We start from the raw sequence: 17,619 nt of genomic DNA on the forward strand, positions 1-17,619 counted from the left end.
GTTCTCTGAATTGCGGCAAAAGCCCATGGCTTTGAACACAATCAATTCATTAAATTACCCTCTTCTGTCCATTTATTAGAACAATCTTCAGTGCAAGATCGCAGTGTGAAATTGGTAGAGGCGAGCCCCTATGCTTGGTGCGAGTAAAATTTTAACGGTCTCTTATGGAACCTTCAGCTGCACGCTGGAGGGCTTTGAAGAGCCGTTTAATACCATGAAGGCAATCGCTGAATATTTTCGCGATCTTGCCGCCGAAGATCGCTATTTTGGGGCAGAGCCGCCAACGCCGGATGCGGCGATGCTGCATAAGATAGCCGAGCGGGAAATTCAGCGACGGGTCGAGGCTAAGATCCAAGATAATGGCGTGATCTTGCGGGCCGATTCGTCAGATGTGGCGCGGGCAGCCCCACCATCGCTTGCCGCGCCTTCGCTTGCCCCTGCCGCAAATGCCAGCCCAATGCTTGATGCCAATGGCGAAAGCCTCAGCGCCCGCTTGTCACGCCTGCGCGCCAGCCCCGCGCTTGAAGACAGGGCACCTCAGCTGCCCACTGACACGGCTGTCGCATTGCAAGACCCACTTCAGGCCGAAGCTCCCGAATCGGAAGCTCTCGAATCGGTTGCGCTGCCCGCAGCTCCAGAGACCGCGCCAGAGCCTTTGCACCGGCTTCCCGAGCCGCTTGGCGCTTTGGACGACACCTATACAGAAGACCAACATGCCGGCGAGATAGGGCCAGAGATGCTGGCCAGTGTCGAGGCTTTGGTGGCCAAACCTGCCACCGAGCCGCTGCCGCCCGAACCAGAGGCGAACGCGCCGCACGAGGATAGCTTGGCCGAGCTGGAGCCAGAGCCTGTGACGCAAACCCAAGACAGCGTTTTGCTCGAGACAGCGCCCGAGGTTTCCACGCCCGAGGTTTCCACACCAGAGGCATTTGACGTCACCGATGAAACCGAGTCGCTTTTGGCAAAACTGGCCCGCGACATACCAGCGTCCCCCGCGCCTCAGGCAAAAGCGGCAGAGCCCGCGCCGGCACCTGAACCCGCACGGCTGCAAACCGCCGAAGAGGCCTTGGCCGAAGCCTTGGGCATCGCGCCACCCGAAGCCCGCGCGATGATTGGCGCAGCAGAGCCCGCGCCCGTGGCAGAAGCAGACCATGACGCCAAAACAGCGCCCGAACCCGCAGAGGCCGCCGATCCCGCCCCGCAAGATCACGCCCGCGCCCGCGTTATTCGGGTGCGCCGGCTCGAGTCAGCAGCCCAGCCCCCCGCAGGCACCACCTTGCTTTCCGAAGCCGCCGAAGCCGCTTTGCTGGCCGAATTGGCCGCGCTGCAAACCGCAGTGCCCGCAGCCAAGCCGGCTGAGTCCGAGCGACCAACCCGCCCCGTGCGGGTGCTGCGCCCCGATCCAGCCAGCCCGACGCCCGCGATTTTGGTGCAAACCCTCTCGGGGCCAGAGGCCGCTGATCTGCGCCAAGGCCTGACCGATCTTTCCAAAGACGATGCGGTGAACCGCTTGATTGCGCAGACAAACACCGCGCTTGATGACCCCGAGTCGCGCCGCCGCTCTGCCGCGATTTCGCATCTGAAAGCCGCCGTTGCCGCGACCGAGGCTGACCGGCAATTGCAAGACGCAGCGGGCTCTGTGGCGGCGGACCGCAAATCGGTCTATCGCAGTGATCTCGACAGCGTGGTGCGGCCAAATCCAACAGCGCGCAGCGCCGAAGACCGCACAAGCCCACTGGTTTTGGTGTCAGAACAGCGCATCGATCGGCCAAAACCTCCCGAGCCCACCGCCGAACCAGCCATCGTGCGGCCGCAGCGTCCGGTAATGCCAACACGGCTGGTGCCCGCCGGCCTGACCAAAGCTCCGCTGGAAACCCTGATTGGCGCCGATCTGGATGACGAGGATGAAGACGAGACGCTGAGCCCAGAAGAAGCCAGCGCCAATCTCTTTGCCGAGGGCACCAGCTTTGCCGATTTTGCCGAACAGCTTGGCGCGCAAACGCTGCATGATCTGCTTGAGGCTTCGGCGGTCTATTGTGCCCAGATCTTGGGGCGGCCACAGTTCAGCCGGCCCTTGGTGATGAGCCAGATCAACACCCTGCCAAATGCCGAAAAGCACCTGCTGGAAGATCAGCTGCGCGCCTTTGGCACCTTGATGCGCGAAGGCCGAATTAAAAAAATCAAACGCGGCGGCTTTGCGGTCACAGATCGTTCGCCGCTTTTGGCAGAGGCCCTGCGCAACGCGGGCTAAGGCATTCAGACAGAACCCGAGGCTGCCACTCGCGGTTCAGATCAGGCGGCCCCAAATGTTGGGGGCCGCCTGTTTTCGTTAGTCTTGATCGGCAGAGTGATCGGGGTCGGGCTGGCCAACCCCCAGAAACACCCGTTTGAACGGCAAGATCCAGGCAAAGCCCAAGACCAGATAGGCCGGCACTTCAAGCCAAAGCGGCAGGCGCTGAATATGCCCCATCAGCGTTACCGCCAAGACAACATAGGCAGGCATCCCCACCAACAGCACCACCAAGGCCCAGCGTTTGCGGGCTTTATACGACAGGGCCACGCGCTCAATCCTCGAAGGGGTCGGTGACAAGGATGGTGTCGTCACGCTCGGGGCTGGTCGACAGCAGCGCCACCGGGCAGTGGATCAGCTCTTCAATCCGGCGCACATATTTGATCGCAGCCCCCGGCAGTTCGGCCCAAGACCGCGCGCCTGCGGTGTTTTCAGACCAGCCTTCCATCTCTTCATAGATCGGTGTGCAGCGCGCTTGGGCATCCGCCGCGGTGGGCAGATAATCCAGCCGCACCCCATCCAGATCGTAGCCGACGCAGATTTTCAGCACATCAAAGCCGTCAAGCACATCCAATTTGGTCAGCGCAATGCCCGACACACCCGAGGTTGCACAGGTCTGGCGCACCAGAACCGCGTCAAACCAACCACAGCGGCGCTTACGACCGGTGACAGTGCCAAATTCGTGGCCCCGCTCGCCCAGACGCGCGCCATCGGCGTCAAACAGCTCGGCCGGGAAAGGCCCTTCGCCGACACGGGTGGTATAGGCTTTGACAATGCCCAGCACGAAATCAATAGCCGTTGGCCCAAGACCCACGCCCGTGGCCGCTTGGCCTGCAATGACGTTGGACGAGGTCACAAAGGGATAGGTGCCAAAGTCGATGTCCAGCAAAGCCCCCTGCGCGCCTTCAAACAAGATGCGCTTTCCCGCACGGCGGGCTTCGGTCATCACCTTCCACACGGGTTTGGCATAGGGCAGCACCTGCGGCGCGATCTCGCGCAGCTGCGCCAGCAGCGATTCCCGGTCGACCGGCGCAATGCCCAAGCCGCGCCGCAGCGCGTCGTGGTGGCTGAGCAAGCGGTCCACACGGGCGACCAAGGTTGCCTCGTCGGCAAGGTCGGCGACACGGATCGCACGGCGACCCACCTTGTCTTCATAGGCCGGGCCAATGCCACGACCGGTGGTGCCGATTTTGGCAACCGAGGTTTCGCCCTCGCGGGCACGATCAAGCTCGCCATGCACGGGCAGGATCAGCGGCGCGTTTTCTGCGATCATCAGGTTTTCTGGCGAAATATCAACGCCTTGCTCGCGCAGCTTGGCGATTTCCATCACCAGATGCCAAGGGTCCAACACCACGCCATTGCCAATCACCGACAGCTTGCCGCCGCGCACAATGCCCGATGGCAGCAGCGACAGCTTATAAACCTTGCCGTCGATCACCAAGGTATGCCCAGCGTTATGGCCACCTTGAAAACGTGCAATCACATCGGCCCGCTCTGACAGCCAGTCGACGATTTTTCCTTTACCCTCGTCACCCCATTGGGCGCCGACGACGACAACGTTAGCCATGGCATATCCTTCGCGTTTGTCGAAAACCGAACGACCTATAGCGAGAGTGGCCGCCGCGCGAAACCGCTATTTGCTGGAATAGTGTCGCAGCCTGTCGCAAGATCGCAGAAATACCGCCCCGCCGCCGATAATGTGAAAGGCAAAGCCGATGTTTCTTTACCTAACCCAAGGCACAAATGACGTCGCAAGGGCGAAAATCTTTTACGACGCAGCGCTTGCGCCACTGGGTTTTGTGCTGCGCTATGAAGACGCGGCAGAGCTTGGCTACGGCGCCGCAGACGACAGCCGCATCGCGCTTTGGATCACCACGCCCTTTGACGCAAGCAGCCCCGCCAGCCATGGCAACGGTGCCATGATCGCCTTTCGCGCGCCAAGCCGCGCGGCAGTGGCCGATTTTCACGCCGCAGGCTGCGCCCATGGCGGCATCGATGACGGTGCGCCCGGTCTGCGCCCCTATGGGCCAAACTTTTACGCCTGCTATCTGCGTGACCCCGATGGCAACAAACTTTCCGCCGTTTGCGAGGCGGCAGTGCCATAATCGACAAACCTAGGGCGCTATTTGCACAAGGACCCAAGCCAAGCCGACCGAAGGGCTTGCACCCGTGGCTGCATCCGCCTAGATAGGCGCGTCAGTCAGGAAAGCCCGCCCGTATGGAAAATGTTCTTCTTACCATCCACCTCATTCTTGCGTTGTTGTTGATCGGCGTGGTGCTCTTGCAGCGCTCTGAAGGCGGCGGCTTGGGCATGGGCTCGGGCGGCGGCGGCGGTGGCGCGATCTCGGGTCGGGCAGCAGCGACAGCCTTGGGCAAGATCACTTGGGCGCTGGCGATTGGCTTTATTATTACTTCGATCAGCATGACGATCCTTGCGGCTCGCGATTCCACTTCGGCTTCTGTCATCGACCAGTTTGGCGGCGAAGTACCACCCCCTGCGGCACCAAGCGCACCGTCGAGCTTGGGTCTGGGCGCTGTGCCTGCTGATCTGCCTGCAACCGATGCCCCCGTGGCACCGCCCGCAGCTGCAACACCGCCAGCGGCTCCTGCAACGCCTGCACCTGCGTCGAACTAACCACTATCGCTTGCTATAGCGACTTAAGATCCGACAGCATGTAGCGTTCGGGTTGCGCGACAGCTTTGACTAGGCTACTGCTCAACCCCCGTGATGCTGTGATTCCTAAGACGCGAATCGCATGCCGAAAAACCATTACGGGAGGCCCCATGGCACGCTACATTTTCATCACCGGCGGCGTGGTGTCTTCTCTGGGCAAGGGGCTTGCCTCGGCTGCCCTTGGCGCCCTGCTTCAGGCGCGCGGCTATACGGTGCGGCTGCGCAAATTGGACCCCTATTTGAACGTCGATCCCGGCACGATGTCGCCCTTTGAACATGGCGAGGTTTTTGTCACCGATGATGGCGCGGAAACCGATCTGGATCTGGGCCATTACGAACGCTTTACCGGCGTGCATGCCCGCAAGACCGATTCCATCTCTTCGGGGCGGATCTATTCCAATGTTTTGGAAAAAGAGCGTCGCGGTGATTACTTGGGCAAAACCATCCAAGTTATTCCGCATGTCACCAATGAGATCAAAGACTTTCTGCGCGTCGGCGACGAAGAAGTTGATTTCATGCTCTGCGAAATCGGCGGCACTGTCGGCGATATCGAAGGCCTGCCCTTCTTCGAATCGATCCGCCAATTCATCCACGAGCGCCCGCGCGGCCAATCCATTCTGATGCACCTGACGCTGCTGCCCTATCTGGCGGCCAGTGGCGAGCTGAAGACCAAGCCCACCCAGCATTCGGTGAAAGAGCTGCAATCCATCGGCCTTGCGCCTGATGTGCTGGTCTGCCGCTCGGAACATCCGATCCCGCAGCGCGAGCTGGAAAAGATCGCGCTGTTTTGCAACGTGCGCAAAGAGGCCGTGGTGCCGGCCTATGATCTGAAAACCATCTACGAGGCCCCCTTGGCCTATCACCGTGCCGGGCTCGATCAAGCCGTGCTGGACGCTTTCGGCATCACCCCTGCGCCCAAGCCAAACCTTGCGCGTTGGGAAGATGTGATGGACCGGCTGACCCATGCCGAAGGCGTGGTGCGTGTCGCCATCGTCGGCAAATACACCCAGCTGGAAGACGCCTATAAATCCATCGCCGAGGCGCTGACCCATGGCGGCATGGCCAACCGCACCCGCGTCAAAGCCGAATGGATCGACGCCGAGATTTTTGACCGCGAAGACCCGGCCACCTATCTGCAAAACTTCCACGCCATCCTGGTTCCGGGCGGCTTTGGCGAGCGCGGCACCGAGGGCAAGATCAAGGCCGCCCGCTATGCCCGCGAAAAGGGCATCCCCTATCTGGGCATCTGTCTGGGCATGCAAATGGCGGTGATCGAGGCTGCGCGCAATCTGGCCGGCATCGCCGATGCAGGCTCCGAGGAATTCGACCACGAGGCTGGCGCCAAGCGCTTTACCCCGATCGTCTATCACCTGAAAGAATGGATCCAAGGCAACCATGTGGTCGCGCGCAAAGTCGGCGATGACAAGGGCGGCACCATGCGGCTGGGCGCCTATGACGCGACGCTGAAAGCGGGCTCGAAAGTGGCGCAAATCTACGGCACCACCGCGATCGAAGAACGCCACCGCCACCGCTACGAGGTGGATGCAAAATACATCGCCCAGCTGGAGAAATGCGGTCTCAGCTTTAGCGGCATGTCCCCCGACGGCCGCCTGCCCGAGATCGTCGAGATCAAGGACCACCCTTGGTTCATCGGCGTGCAATTCCACCCCGAACTGAAAAGCAAACCCTTCGCCCCACATCCCCTGTTCGCCGATTTCGTGCGCGCGGCTAAGGAAGTGGAGCGGTTGGTTTAAGGGGGCGAGTTAGCCTTAAATCATATTAGCGATTAGCCACCGTAGGGTGGGTTTCCAACCCACCCACCATCCCATCAATCGCAAGCTGCGCCACCCGTAGGGTGGGTTTCCAACCCACCCTCCCCGCATCCGCATTCATTGCGCGCCCCCCCTAGACCGCCCCGCCCCTGCCTGCTATCCCTGCGGCCATGCTGTCATATCAACACCTGTTTCACGCCGGAAATCTGGCCGATGTTCAAAAGCACGCGCTGCTGTCTTGGACGCTGGATTACCTGATCCAAAAAGACAAACCGCTGTCTTATATCGAAACCCACGCGGGGCGCGGGCTTTATGATCTGGGCGCGGATGAGGCGATCAAGACCGGCGAGGCCGAGGCGGGCATCGCGGTGGCCGAGGCTTTGTTTCCAAAGCTGCACCCCTATCTGAACCGGCTGAACGAGGTGCGCGCCAGCTATGGCCCGCTTGCCTATCCCGGCTCGCCGCTGATTGCGGCGCTGTCGTTGCGCGATCAAGATACCATCCATCTGGCCGAGCTGCACCCGCAAGAGCAGCAGCATCTGCGCCATGCGATGAACCCTTGGGACGCCCATATCTATCAGCGCGACGGCTTTGAGACAGCCATAGCGCTGACCCCGCCCAGCCCGCGCCGGGGCATGATGCTGATCGACCCCTCTTACGAGGTAAAGGCCGATTACGAGGCCATCCCCAAGCATATCGCCACCATCGCGCGCAAATGGAACGTCGGGATCATAGCGCTTTGGTATCCGATTTTGACCGGCGGCAGTCATGGGCCGATGCTGACGGCGCTGCAAAACCAGTTCCCCGAGGCGCTGCGCAGCGAAGTGCGGTTTCCGCCGGTGCGCGAGGGCCACCGGATGGAAGGCTCGGGCATGTTCGTGGTCAACCCGCCTTATGGCATGGCCGAAGAGGCCGCGCGCTTGCAGGCGATATTCAAGCGCTTGACCCATGTCTGATCGGCAAGGTGCAGATCAGTTCACGATCCCGAATGCCCCCCTTGGCATCGGGACAGCACGGGCATAATCTGGCCTCATGTTTGCAGATATCCTCCGCGGCCTTTTGGCCCCCGCCCCCAAACGCCTGCCCGACCCCGATGCGCAGCTTGCTTTGGCTGCACTTTTGGTGCGCGTGGCCAAAAGTGACGGGCTTTACGCCGCCGAAGAGGTCGAGCGGATCGACAAGATCCTGATGGCGCGGCACGCCCTGTCGCCCTTTGAGGCGGTTGCCTTGCGCGCGCGCGCCGAAGCCTTCGAGGCCGAAGCCCCCGACACCGTGCGCTTTACCCGCGCGTTGAAAGAAGCCGTGCCCTTTGAAGACCGCATCGCGGTGATCGAGGCGCTGTGGGCGGTGGCACTTGCCGATGGCAGCCGCGACGCCGAAGAAGATCAGATGCTGCGGCTGTTGGCCAATCTGCTGGGGGTGACGGATATGGAAAGCAGTCTGGCGCGCCGGCGGGTCGAGCGGCAATGATCGCCTCGCTTGGCATGTATGATCGCGCCGAGACAGCGGGCGCGAATGATCGGCTTTGGGCTTTGATCCGTGACGCGCTGCGCAGCGCGGGCGAGGCCGCGCCAGATGCCTTGACGCGGGGCGAGGCGGCCTATTGGCCCGCTTGGCAATCGCCCGATCTGGTGTTTTCGCAGACGTGCGGCTTTCCCTATCGCGCGCGGCTGCACGATCATGTCACGCTGATTGGCGCCCCCGATTACGGCATCGCGGGCTGTCCTGCGGGGCATTATGCCTCGGTCTATGTGGTGCGCCGCGATGATCCGCGCGCGCTGGCTGATTTTGACGGCGCGGGCCTTGCCTATAATGACGCCCTGTCGCAATCGGGCTGGGCGGCACCGCAAAACCACGCAAGCGCGCTTGGGCTGCATTTTGCTGCCGGATTAGAGACGGGCGAGCATCGCGCCTCGGCGCTGGCTGTGGCCGAAGGGCGGGCGGAGTTCGCCGCGATTGACGCGCTGACATGGGATTTTCTGACCGCATTCGAGCCTTGGACCGCAGGGCTGCGGGTGCTGGGCCAGACCGCGCCAGCGACCCCTGCCCTGCCCTATATCACTGCCAAAGGCCGCGACGCGGATGTGTATTTCCGCGCAACCGAGGCTGCAATTGCGGCGCTGACGGCGGCTGATCGGGATCTCTTGCGGATAAGGGGGCTGGTGCGTCTGCCGCCAGCAGCCTATCTTTGTGTGCCAATCCCACCGCCGCCTGCGCAAATTGCGCATATAAAATGATCAAACCGTCAAAGCCCGCGCGGGCGTCGTCATAAATGCCGTTGCAAAGCGTTGATTTCTGCGCCCTATTTGTTCGACCCACTCTAACCAAGGCCGATCTGTGACCCAAAGCCCCGACACGCCCGTTATTGCGATCCATGATCTGCACAAAGCCTATGGCAGCCTCGAGGTGCTGAAAGGCGTCGATCTGATTGCGCCGCGTGGCCATGTGGTTTCGCTGATTGGCTCGTCTGGCTCGGGCAAATCGACCTTGCTGCGCTGCTGCAACCTGCTGGAAGACAGCCAACAGGGCGAGATTTTGTTTGAAGGCGAGCCGGTGCGCTGGAAAGGCCAAGGCCTTGGCCGCCACCCCGCCGACCGTTTGCAAGTCACCCGCATGCGCACCAATCTGTCGATGGTGTTTCAGCAGTTTAACCTGTGGTCACATCTGACGATCTTGCAAAATGTGATGGAAGCCCCCGTCACCGTGCTGAAACGCGACCCCAAAGAGGTCGAGAAAAGCGCGCGGATGTATCTGGAAAAGGTTGGCATTGGCGATAAGGCTGATGCTTGGCCGGCGATGCTTTCGGGCGGGCAGCAGCAGCGTGCAGCCATCGCACGCGCGCTTTGCATGGAGCCACGCGCTTTGCTGTTTGACGAACCCACCTCGGCGCTTGACCCCGAGTTGGAGCAAGAGGTTATCAAGGTTATCAAGGCCTTGGCCGATGAGGGGCGCACCATGATTTTGGTGACCCACGACATGAAACTCGCCGCTGATGTGTCAGATCACGTGATCTTTCTGCATCAAGGCAAGATCGAAGAGCAGGGCGCACCCGCCTCGCTCTTTACCAATCCGCAGACAGAGCGCCTGCGCGGCTTTCTGTCTGCAGGCGCTTAACCGCAACACTACCATCAACAGGGAAACACAATGAAAAAACTTCTTCTTGCAACCACCCTTCTGGCGCTGAGCGCGGGCTTTGCTTCGGCAAATGTTGTGCGTCTTGCAACCGAGGGCGCTTACCCTCCCTTTAACCTGATCGACGACAAGGGCGAAGTCGGCGGCTTTGAGCGCGAGTTTGGCGACGAGATCTGCAAGCGCGCGGCGCTGGAATGCACCTGGTCGACCAACGAATGGGACAGCATCATCCCGAACCTTCAGTCGGGCAACTATGACGTCATCGTCGCCGGCATGTCGATCACCGACGAGCGTAAAAAAGTCATCGACTTTACCCAAGACTACTATCCACCAACGCCTTCGGCTTTCGTGGCGGCCTCGGCAGATGCCGATTGCAAAACCGGTGTGGTCTCGGCGCAGGTTTCGACCATTCAAGCCGCCCATGTGGCAGAAACCGGCATGAGCTTGCTGGAATTCCCAACCCCAGACGAGACTGTTGCAGCTGTGCGCAACGGCGAGGCGCTTTGCGTCTTTGCTGACAGCGACTATCTGCGTCCGCTGGTCAACGAATCGAACGGCGCGCTGATGTTTGTGGGCGAGCCAGTTTCTATCGGTGGCGGCGTTGGCATGGGTCTGCGTCAGTCGGATCAAGAGCTGAAAGGCAAAATGGATGCAGCGATCACCTCGATGAAGGCAGATGGCACGCTGAACACCATGATCGAAACCTACTTTGGCCCAGAAGGCCTGAAGTACTAATCGCCCTTCCCTGCCCCCCGCGCACAAGCTGCGCGGGGGGTATTCTTTTTCAAGACAGGCCCGCGGCATGTTCGAAATCTGCGCAGATCCGAAATCCATTGAAGGCCTGACATGGCTTGGCTGCTACCTAAGTTCGGGCAAGCACCTTGATTTCTATATGTCTTTTGTCACCGTGCTGGCACTTTTGGCCGTGACCGCCCCCACGGCGATGCTTTTGGGCTTTGGCGGTGCTATGGCCAGCCGGGCGCGGCTTGCGCCCCTGCGCTGGTTGGGCAAGGGCTATTCGGCGATGGTGCGTGGCGTGCCCGACATCGTCTATTTCATGTTTTTTGTGATCGCGCTGGATCAGGGCTTTGAATATGTCAAAAGCCGCTTTGTCTGCGAAGATCTTTCCGCCCCGGTGTTCCAAGGGCTTGAGTTTCACGTCTGCAATGCGGCCAAGGTGCCGCTGGCGACGGCCTCGCCCTTTGCCTATCAGGCCTATGGCTTTTTCCTTGCGGTGGTGACATTCGCCATCGTCTTTGGCGCCTTTGTTACCCATGTGCTGTCGGGGGCGATGCAAGCTGTGCCGCGCGCGCAGCTGGAAACCGCCGAGGCCTATGGCATGACGCCACGCCAAGTTTTTCGCCGCATTCTGGTGCCGCAGATGTGGGTCTATGCCCTGCCCGGCCTGACCAATCTGTGGATGGTGCTGATCAAAGCCACGCCGCTGCTGTTTTTGCTTTCGGTGAAAGACATCGTCTATTACGCCCGCGAATTGGGCGGCACCAAGACCTCGGCCTATGCCTATGCGCATCCCGATTGGCGGCTTTATTACTTCCTTGGGCTTTTGGTGTTTTACCTGCTGATGACCAAAGGCTCTGAAATCGTGCTGACCCGCATCTCGGCGCGGCTGTCCAAGGGCCAAGCCACCGCCGCAGGCGAAGCGCAGCGGAGGGCTTTGGCATGAGCTGCATCGACACCATCGCAGACTATGGCCTGCGCTCGATCGGGATCGGGGCCAAGCTGTTGCCGCGCACCGATTTTACCCTGTGCCAACAGTTCACCCTGATCGGATCAGGGCTGATCTGGAACGTCTATTTCGCAATCTTGGCGCTGTTCTTTGGCTTTTTTCTGGCCAATATGCTGGCGCTTGCCCGCATTGCCCACAGCCCCTTGCTGCGCAAACCGGCCGATTGGTTTGTGTTTGTGTTTCGCGGCTCGCCCTTGTTTATCCAGTTCTTTTTGGCCTACGAGCTGCTGGTCTTGCTGCCACGCTCGGGCGTTCATCTGCTGGGGCTGACGGTGGAAACCTCTTGGCTGACGCGGGCTTGGGCGGGGGCGCTGATCGTGTTGTTTCTTAACACTGCCGCCTATTCGGCCGAGATTTTCTACGGCGCGCTGCAATCGATTCCCAAGGGCGATCTAGAGGCCGCCGAGGCCTATGGTCTGACCGGATGGAAGAAATTCACCCGCGTGCAATGGCCCACCATGCTGCGGCTGGCTTGGCCCAGCTATACCAACGAAGCGATTTTCATGCTGCAATCGACGACGCTGGTGTTTTTCTCGGGCTTTCCGGCCTTTGGGCAGATGGGCGATGCGCTTTATTACGCCAACTACTTTGCCGATAAGACCTTTAACCCCTTTATCCCCTATCCGATCATCGCGTTCTACTTTGTGATCCTGACGCTGATCGTGATCTGGGGGTTTGGTCGGGTGAACCGGCATTTGAACCGACATTTGCCGCAAAACGAGCAAAGCAGAATTCGCTTGCGTCCGCAGTTGCTCCGATAGTAAGCTATTTTTGATCAAATTGCGGGACTGCTACAACGGCAGCCGCCGGGATCAATGCAAAAGGATAGGGTCAAGGGCATGATCCAAACCTTCCGCTGGCCGGTTTCGGCATGTGTGGCAGGTGGCGTGCTCTCCTGGAAAACATGATGAAAGATTGGCTGAGAAAGCATCCCGACGTGCGCACAATTCGTGTCGCTGCGGCGGATTTGAACGGGCAAGCCCGCGGCAAACGCGTGCCCGCCCGCTATGCAGATAATGTGGTTAAGAACGGCACCCGCTTTCCATTTTCGGTGCTGAACCTTGATATTTGGGGCGAAGATATCGACGACAGCCCCTTGGTTTTTGAACAGGGCGACCAAGACGGCATCCTGCGCCCAACCGAGCGTGGCTTTATGCCGATGCCTTGGCTCGAGGCGCCAACAGCGCTGCTGCCGATCTGGATGTTTCGCGAAAACGGCACGCCCTACGAGGGTGATCCGCGCCATGCGCTGCGGGCTGTGGTTGACCGCTATAAGGCGCGCGGGCTGACGCCAGTTTGCGCGATCGAGCTGGAGTTTTTCCTGATCGACGATTCCGGCAAGACCATGCAGGTGCCGGCAAGTCCGCGCTCTGGCAAGCGCCGCAAGGCCGCAGAGACGCTGTCGATCCGCGCGCTTGACGCTTTTGACACCTTCTTCACCGATCTTTACGACGCCTGCGAAGCGATGGACATTCCCGCCGATACCTCGACCTCCGAGGCTGGTTTGGGCCAGTTTGAAGTCAACCTGATGCATTGCGACGATGCCCTGCGCGCCGCCGATGATGCCTTGTTCTTCAAGATGTTGGTGAAAGGTCTGGCGCGCCGCCACGGCTTTGCCGCCAGCTTTATGGCGAAACCCTATCCCGAGTATTCGGGGTCGGGTCTGCACACGCATTTCTCAATATTGGATGAGAAGGGCGAGAATATCTTTGACAGCGGCGGGCCAAAGGGCACGGCTGCGCTGAAACATGCGGTCGCGGGCTGCTTGAACGCGATGCATGATTCCGCGCTGATCTTTGCACCGCATCAAAACAGCTACGAGCGTTTGGTGCCGGGCAAACACGCCCCCACCGCCATCGCTTGGGGCTATGAAAACCGCACCGCGGCCATTCGCATTCCCGCCGGCAACCCCGCCGCGCGCCGGATCGAGCACCGCGTGGCAGGCGGCGATGTGAACCCCTATCTGATGCTGGCTGCGATCCTTGGCTCGGCGCTTGACGGGATCGAACATCAGATGGAGGCGCCATCGCCGATTGTCGGCAATGCCTATGCCATCGACGGTCTGCCCGAGATTCCAACGACTTGGGCCGCAGCCATCGACGCGCTGGAACAAAGCACCATCGTGCCGCGCTTTCTGCACCCCGAGTTGATCAAGAACCTTGTGTCGACCAAACGGCAAGAGCTGCACTATACCGCCGAGTTGAACGCGCAAGAGTTGATCGAACTTTATCTCGATACCGTGTAACCTCGACAAGCATCTTCCCCCCTTGACCCCAAGGGGGGAGACTGCGTTAGCTAAGACGACCTTGCAAAGCGGAATTCCTATGCTGATCGGCATCCTTCAAACTGGCCAAGCTCCCGATGTTTTGATCGAAAAATCGGGAGATTATCCCGATATGTTCGAACGGCTGCTGGCGGGTTATGGCTTTGAGTTTCGCAGCTTTCGCGTCGTGGACGGAGAGTTTCCCGCCGATGTGCAGGCCTGCGACGGCTGGCTGATCACCGGCTCGCGGCATGGCGCCTATGAAGATCACGCTTGGATCCCGCCGCTGGAAGCCTTTATTCGCGACGCCTACGCAGCCCATGTGCCGCTGGTGGGGATTTGCTTTGGCCATCAGATCATTGCCCAAGCCATGGGCGGGCGGGTCGAAAAGTTTGCCGGCGGTTGGGCGGCAGGGGCGACCGATTATGATTTTGAAGGCGAAAAGATCACGCTGAACGCTTGGCACCAAGATCAGGTGACGCAAAAACCCGAAGCCGCGCGGGTGGTGGGGCGCAATGCCTTTTGCGAAAATGCGGCCCTGCTTTACGACGACCGCGCCTTTACGGTGCAGGCGCATCCCGAATTTGAACCCGACTTTGTTGATGGTCTGGCGCAGACGCGCGGGCGCGGCGTGGTGCCGCAACCGCTGTTGGACAGCGCCACCGCACGCCTTTCCGACCCTTTGAATTCTGCCACCATGGCCGCCCGCATCGCGGCCTTCTTTCAGGCCAAACGCAGCTAAGCCCTTTGCCATCAGGCCGGGGGTAACCCGCAAAAATAGTGTGACCCATGTCGAAATGGACCGACCAACTGCCCGAGGCAGCCCGAGACTACATCGCAGGCCGTCGTGTGGACGAAGTGGAATGCGTGATCGGCGATATCGCCGGCGTGGCGCGCGGCAAAGCCATGCCTGCCGCGAAATTCGCGCATCAAACCAACTACTTCCTGCCAAACTCGATCTTTTTGCAGACCATCACGGGCGAATGGGCCGACAGCCCCTTTGACGCCTTTACCGAACCAGACATGATCCTCGAGCCTGATTTTACCACCGCCACAGCAGCACCTTGGACGGCGGATGTGACCTTGCAAGTCATCCATGACGCCAAGGATCAGCAAGGCAATCTGGTGCCCTTTGCGCCGCGCAACCTGCTGCGCCGCCTGATGCAGCTTTATGCCGATCAGGGCTGGACGCCGGTTGTCGCCCCCGAGATGGAGTTTTTCCTGACCGCGCGCAACATCGACCCCAACCAGCCGGTGATCCCGCCAATGGGCCGCTCGGGCCGCAGGGCTGCGGGCAAGCAGGCCTATAGCCTCTCGGCGGTGGATGAATACGGCAAGGTGATCGACGACATCTATGATTTCGCCGAAGCCCAAGGCCTTGAAATCGACGGCATCTTGCAAGAAGGCGGCGCGGGTCAGATCGAGCTGAACCTTGCACATGGTGACCCGATTCGGCTGGCCGATGATGTGTTCTTCTTCAAACGCCTGATCCGCGAGGCCGCGCTGCGCCACGATTGCTTTGCCACCTTCATGGCAAAACCCATCGCCGGAGAGCCGGGTTCAGCCATGCATATCCACACCTCGGTGATCGACAGCAAAACCGGCAAGAACATCTTCTCGGACAAAAAAGGCGAAGAGACCGAGGCGTTTTTGCACTGCATCGCGGGCATGCAGAATCACCTGACCGGCGCCATCGCTCTGCTTGCGCCCTATGTGAACAGCTACCGCCGCTATGTGCCCGATTTCGCAGCCCCGATTAACCTTGAATGGGGCCGCGACAACCGCACCACAGGGCTGCGGGTGCCAATCTCGTCCCCCTCGGCGCGGCGCATCGAAAACCGCCTGCCGGGGATGGATTGCAACCCCTATCTCGGCATCGCAGCCACGCTGGCCTGCGGCTACCTTGGCCTGATGGAGAAAAAGCAGCCCCGCCCCGAATTCAAGACCAACGCCTATATCGACAGCGACGATATCCCCACCAATATGGCCGACGCGCTGGATCTGCTGCAAGAAGACGCAGCGCTTTGCGAGGTGCTGGGGGCAGATTTTGTTAAGGTCTACACCTCGGTCAAGCGCAATGAATACAAAGAGTTCTTGCAGGTGATCAGCCCATGGGAGCGCGAGCATCTGCTGCTGAGCGTCTAAGATGAACCTTCTGCACGCCAATGACGACGCGGGGCAATACCCCAAGTCCTATTACGCCGCCACCCGCAGCGATCTTGCGCCCTTCCCGCAGCTGCAAGAGGCGATCAGCGCTGATGTCTGCATCATTGGCGCGGGCTACACCGGACTGTCAGCCGCCCTGCATCTGGCGCAAAAGGGGCTGCGGGTGGTGGTGCTCGAAGCGCATCGGGTCGGATTTGGCGCCTCTGGCCGCAACGGCGGGCAAGTCGGATCAGGCCAGCGCCAAGATCAAGACTGGCTGGAAAACACCATGGGGGTGGACGCCGCCCACAGGCTCTGGGATCTGGCGCAAGACGCCAAAGCACTGGTGCGCGATCTGATCACCACCTACGCGATGCCCGTCAGCTTTCACCCAGGCGTCGCACATGCCTGCTGGAGCGAGGCCGAGGTGCGCCACTCCCACGCCTATGCGGCGAAACTGGCGAAAGACTATGGCTATGACCAGATCGAACCGCTGGACCGCAGCGCCATCCGCAGCCTGATCGGCTCACAGGCCTATCAAGGCGGCGATCTTGACCACGGTGCAGGCCATATCCACCCGCTGAACTTTGCCATCGGCCTGGCCAAAGCCGCAAAAGATGCGGGCGCGCAGATCTTCGAGCTGTCCGAAGTCCTCGCACTGGACCAAGGCCCACACCCTTTGGTGACAACCGCGCAGGGCCAAGTCAGCTGCAACCATGTTATCCTCGCAGCCAATGGCTATCTTGGCGGGCTCAACCGCGAGGTCGCGGCAAAAGTGATGCCGATCAACAACTTCATCATCGCCACCAAACCCTTGGGGGCGCAGGCGGCGCAGATCCTGTCGCAACCCATCGCCGTGGCCGACACCAAATTCGTAGTGAACTATTGGCGCCTGTCCGAAGACAACCGCCTGCTGTTTGGCGGTGGTGAAAGCTATGGCTACCGCTTTCCTGACATCTTGAAAGCGGTGTCAAAACCGATGCTTGCGGTCTATCCGCAGCTGCGCGACACCCCGATAGACTATGCTTGGGGCGGCACGCTCGCGATTACTCTCAACCGCATGCCCTGCTTTACCCAGCTTGCGCCAAATATCCTCTCAGCCTCGGGCTATTCTGGCCACGGTGTCGCCATCGCCACGCTCGCCGGTAAACTCTTGGCCGAGGCCACCCTCGCCCCATCCGCAGGCTTTGATCTGATGGCAAGCCTGCCACAACCGCGCTTCCCCGGTGCAGGTGGTCTGCGCTGGCCCTTGTTGGTGCTGGCGATGACCTGGTTTTCGCTGCGTGACAAATTAGGGCTCTAAGCCTTTCATCTTGGTTAAAATATCCCCGCCGGAGGCTCCCTGCCTTTGCCGCAGAAGCCTCCGGCGGGGATATTTCGACCAAGATGAAATCGGCGGAAATCAACGCAGTGTTAATTTTGTCATTGGCCTGTCATGCGCGCAGTCTTTAAGATATCCTGAAGATGAGTTTAAGGATACCTACAATCATGACGCCAGATGGTCAAAGTCTTGCCCCGAACACCTATGATGCCGAACCGATCCCGCAGGCCGCGCGGGCGGAGATTGATCGGTTGTTAAGCTCTGGCGACCTGTTT

17 protein-coding genes are annotated in these 17,619 nt (G+C 60.3%); 15 read left to right on the forward strand and 2 right to left on the reverse strand.

The genetic code is table 11. The features are described 5' to 3' along the window. Positions 1 to 130 precede the first annotated feature (130 nt). A complete protein-coding gene (locus V7Q10_RS11860; protein WP_333869316.1) occupies positions 131 to 2,251 on the forward strand; it encodes a hypothetical protein in 2,121 nt (706 codons plus the stop codon). A 78-nt stretch (positions 2,252 to 2,329) separates the two neighbouring features. On the opposite strand, the gene V7Q10_RS11865 is transcribed toward V7Q10_RS11860, so the two are convergent. Both V7Q10_RS11865 and V7Q10_RS11870 read right to left on the reverse strand, forming a co-directional pair. After that, the gene (locus V7Q10_RS11865; RefSeq protein ID WP_333869317.1) at positions 2,330 to 2,560 is read right to left on the reverse strand and encodes a DUF2842 domain-containing protein; all 231 of its coding nucleotides are present in this window, start codon (positions 2,558 to 2,560) and stop codon (positions 2,330 to 2,332) included. Between the two features lie 4 nt (positions 2,561 to 2,564). Then, on the reverse strand, positions 2,565 to 3,857 hold the full coding sequence (locus V7Q10_RS11870) for an adenylosuccinate synthase (RefSeq protein WP_333869318.1): 1,293 nt from the start codon (positions 3,855 to 3,857) through the stop codon (positions 2,565 to 2,567). Positions 3,858 to 4,005: 148 nt separating this feature from the next. On the opposite strand from V7Q10_RS11870, the gene V7Q10_RS11875 reads away from it, so the two are divergent. The 14 genes from V7Q10_RS11875 to V7Q10_RS11940 all read left to right on the forward strand — a co-directional run bounded on the left by V7Q10_RS11875 (position 4,006) and on the right by V7Q10_RS11940 (position 17,326). Next, positions 4,006 to 4,395: a VOC family protein gene (locus tag V7Q10_RS11875; RefSeq protein ID WP_333869319.1), complete on the forward strand. Its 390-nt coding sequence runs from the start codon at positions 4,006 to 4,008 to the stop codon at positions 4,393 to 4,395. A gap of 113 nt (positions 4,396 to 4,508) precedes the next feature. After that, positions 4,509 to 4,925: a preprotein translocase subunit SecG gene (gene secG / locus V7Q10_RS11880; protein ID WP_333869320.1), complete on the forward strand. Its 417-nt coding sequence runs from the start codon at positions 4,509 to 4,511 to the stop codon at positions 4,923 to 4,925. A gap of 149 nt (positions 4,926 to 5,074) precedes the next feature. Further along, positions 5,075 to 6,718: a CTP synthase gene (locus V7Q10_RS11885; RefSeq protein WP_333869321.1), complete on the forward strand. Its 1,644-nt coding sequence runs from the start codon at positions 5,075 to 5,077 to the stop codon at positions 6,716 to 6,718. Between the two features lie 188 nt (positions 6,719 to 6,906). After that, on the forward strand, positions 6,907 to 7,692 hold the full coding sequence (locus tag V7Q10_RS11890) for a 23S rRNA (adenine(2030)-N(6))-methyltransferase RlmJ (RefSeq protein WP_333869322.1): 786 nt from the start codon (positions 6,907 to 6,909) through the stop codon (positions 7,690 to 7,692). Between the two features lie 76 nt (positions 7,693 to 7,768). Then, the gene (locus V7Q10_RS11895; RefSeq protein WP_333869323.1) at positions 7,769 to 8,206 is read left to right on the forward strand and encodes a tellurite resistance TerB family protein; all 438 of its coding nucleotides are present in this window, start codon (positions 7,769 to 7,771) and stop codon (positions 8,204 to 8,206) included. Beyond that, positions 8,203 to 8,973 (forward strand): phosphate/phosphite/phosphonate ABC transporter substrate-binding protein, encoded by a 771-nt coding sequence (locus V7Q10_RS11900; RefSeq protein WP_333869324.1) that lies wholly within the window; start codon positions 8,203 to 8,205, stop codon positions 8,971 to 8,973. Before V7Q10_RS11895 ends, V7Q10_RS11900 begins: the two co-directional genes overlap by 4 nt. Before the next feature lie 100 nt (positions 8,974 to 9,073). After that, the gene (locus V7Q10_RS11905) at positions 9,074 to 9,850 is read left to right on the forward strand and encodes an ABC transporter ATP-binding protein (protein ID WP_333869325.1); all 777 of its coding nucleotides are present in this window, start codon (positions 9,074 to 9,076) and stop codon (positions 9,848 to 9,850) included. Between the two features lie 30 nt (positions 9,851 to 9,880). Next, positions 9,881 to 10,603 carry a transporter substrate-binding domain-containing protein gene (locus tag V7Q10_RS11910; RefSeq protein ID WP_333869326.1) on the forward strand — a complete coding sequence of 241 codons (723 nt, stop codon included), beginning with the start codon at positions 9,881 to 9,883 and terminating at the stop codon, positions 10,601 to 10,603. 67 nt (positions 10,604 to 10,670) lie between these two features. Continuing rightward, the gene (locus tag V7Q10_RS11915; protein ID WP_333869327.1) at positions 10,671 to 11,552 is read left to right on the forward strand and encodes an ABC transporter permease; all 882 of its coding nucleotides are present in this window, start codon (positions 10,671 to 10,673) and stop codon (positions 11,550 to 11,552) included. Next, on the forward strand, positions 11,549 to 12,376 hold the full coding sequence (locus V7Q10_RS11920) for an ABC transporter permease (protein ID WP_333869328.1): 828 nt from the start codon (positions 11,549 to 11,551) through the stop codon (positions 12,374 to 12,376). The genes V7Q10_RS11915 and V7Q10_RS11920 overlap by 4 nt, the downstream gene beginning before the upstream one ends. Before the next feature lie 146 nt (positions 12,377 to 12,522). After that, a complete protein-coding gene (locus V7Q10_RS11925) occupies positions 12,523 to 13,860 on the forward strand; it encodes a glutamine synthetase family protein (protein WP_333869329.1) in 1,338 nt (445 codons plus the stop codon). Positions 13,861 to 13,939: 79 nt separating this feature from the next. Beyond that, positions 13,940 to 14,620 carry a type 1 glutamine amidotransferase gene (locus V7Q10_RS11930; RefSeq protein WP_333869330.1) on the forward strand — a complete coding sequence of 227 codons (681 nt, stop codon included), beginning with the start codon at positions 13,940 to 13,942 and terminating at the stop codon, positions 14,618 to 14,620. 47 nt (positions 14,621 to 14,667) lie between these two features. Beyond that, the gene (locus tag V7Q10_RS11935) at positions 14,668 to 16,023 is read left to right on the forward strand and encodes a glutamine synthetase family protein (protein ID WP_333869331.1); all 1,356 of its coding nucleotides are present in this window, start codon (positions 14,668 to 14,670) and stop codon (positions 16,021 to 16,023) included. Position 16,024: 1 nt separating this feature from the next. Continuing rightward, positions 16,025 to 17,326: an NAD(P)/FAD-dependent oxidoreductase gene (locus tag V7Q10_RS11940; RefSeq protein WP_333869332.1), complete on the forward strand. Its 1,302-nt coding sequence runs from the start codon at positions 16,025 to 16,027 to the stop codon at positions 17,324 to 17,326. Positions 17,327 to 17,619: the final 293 nt, after the last annotated feature.

It is taken from the genome of Cypionkella sp., from assembly GCF_036782355.1.
Taxonomy (GTDB): domain Bacteria; phylum Pseudomonadota; class Alphaproteobacteria; order Rhodobacterales; family Rhodobacteraceae; genus Cypionkella.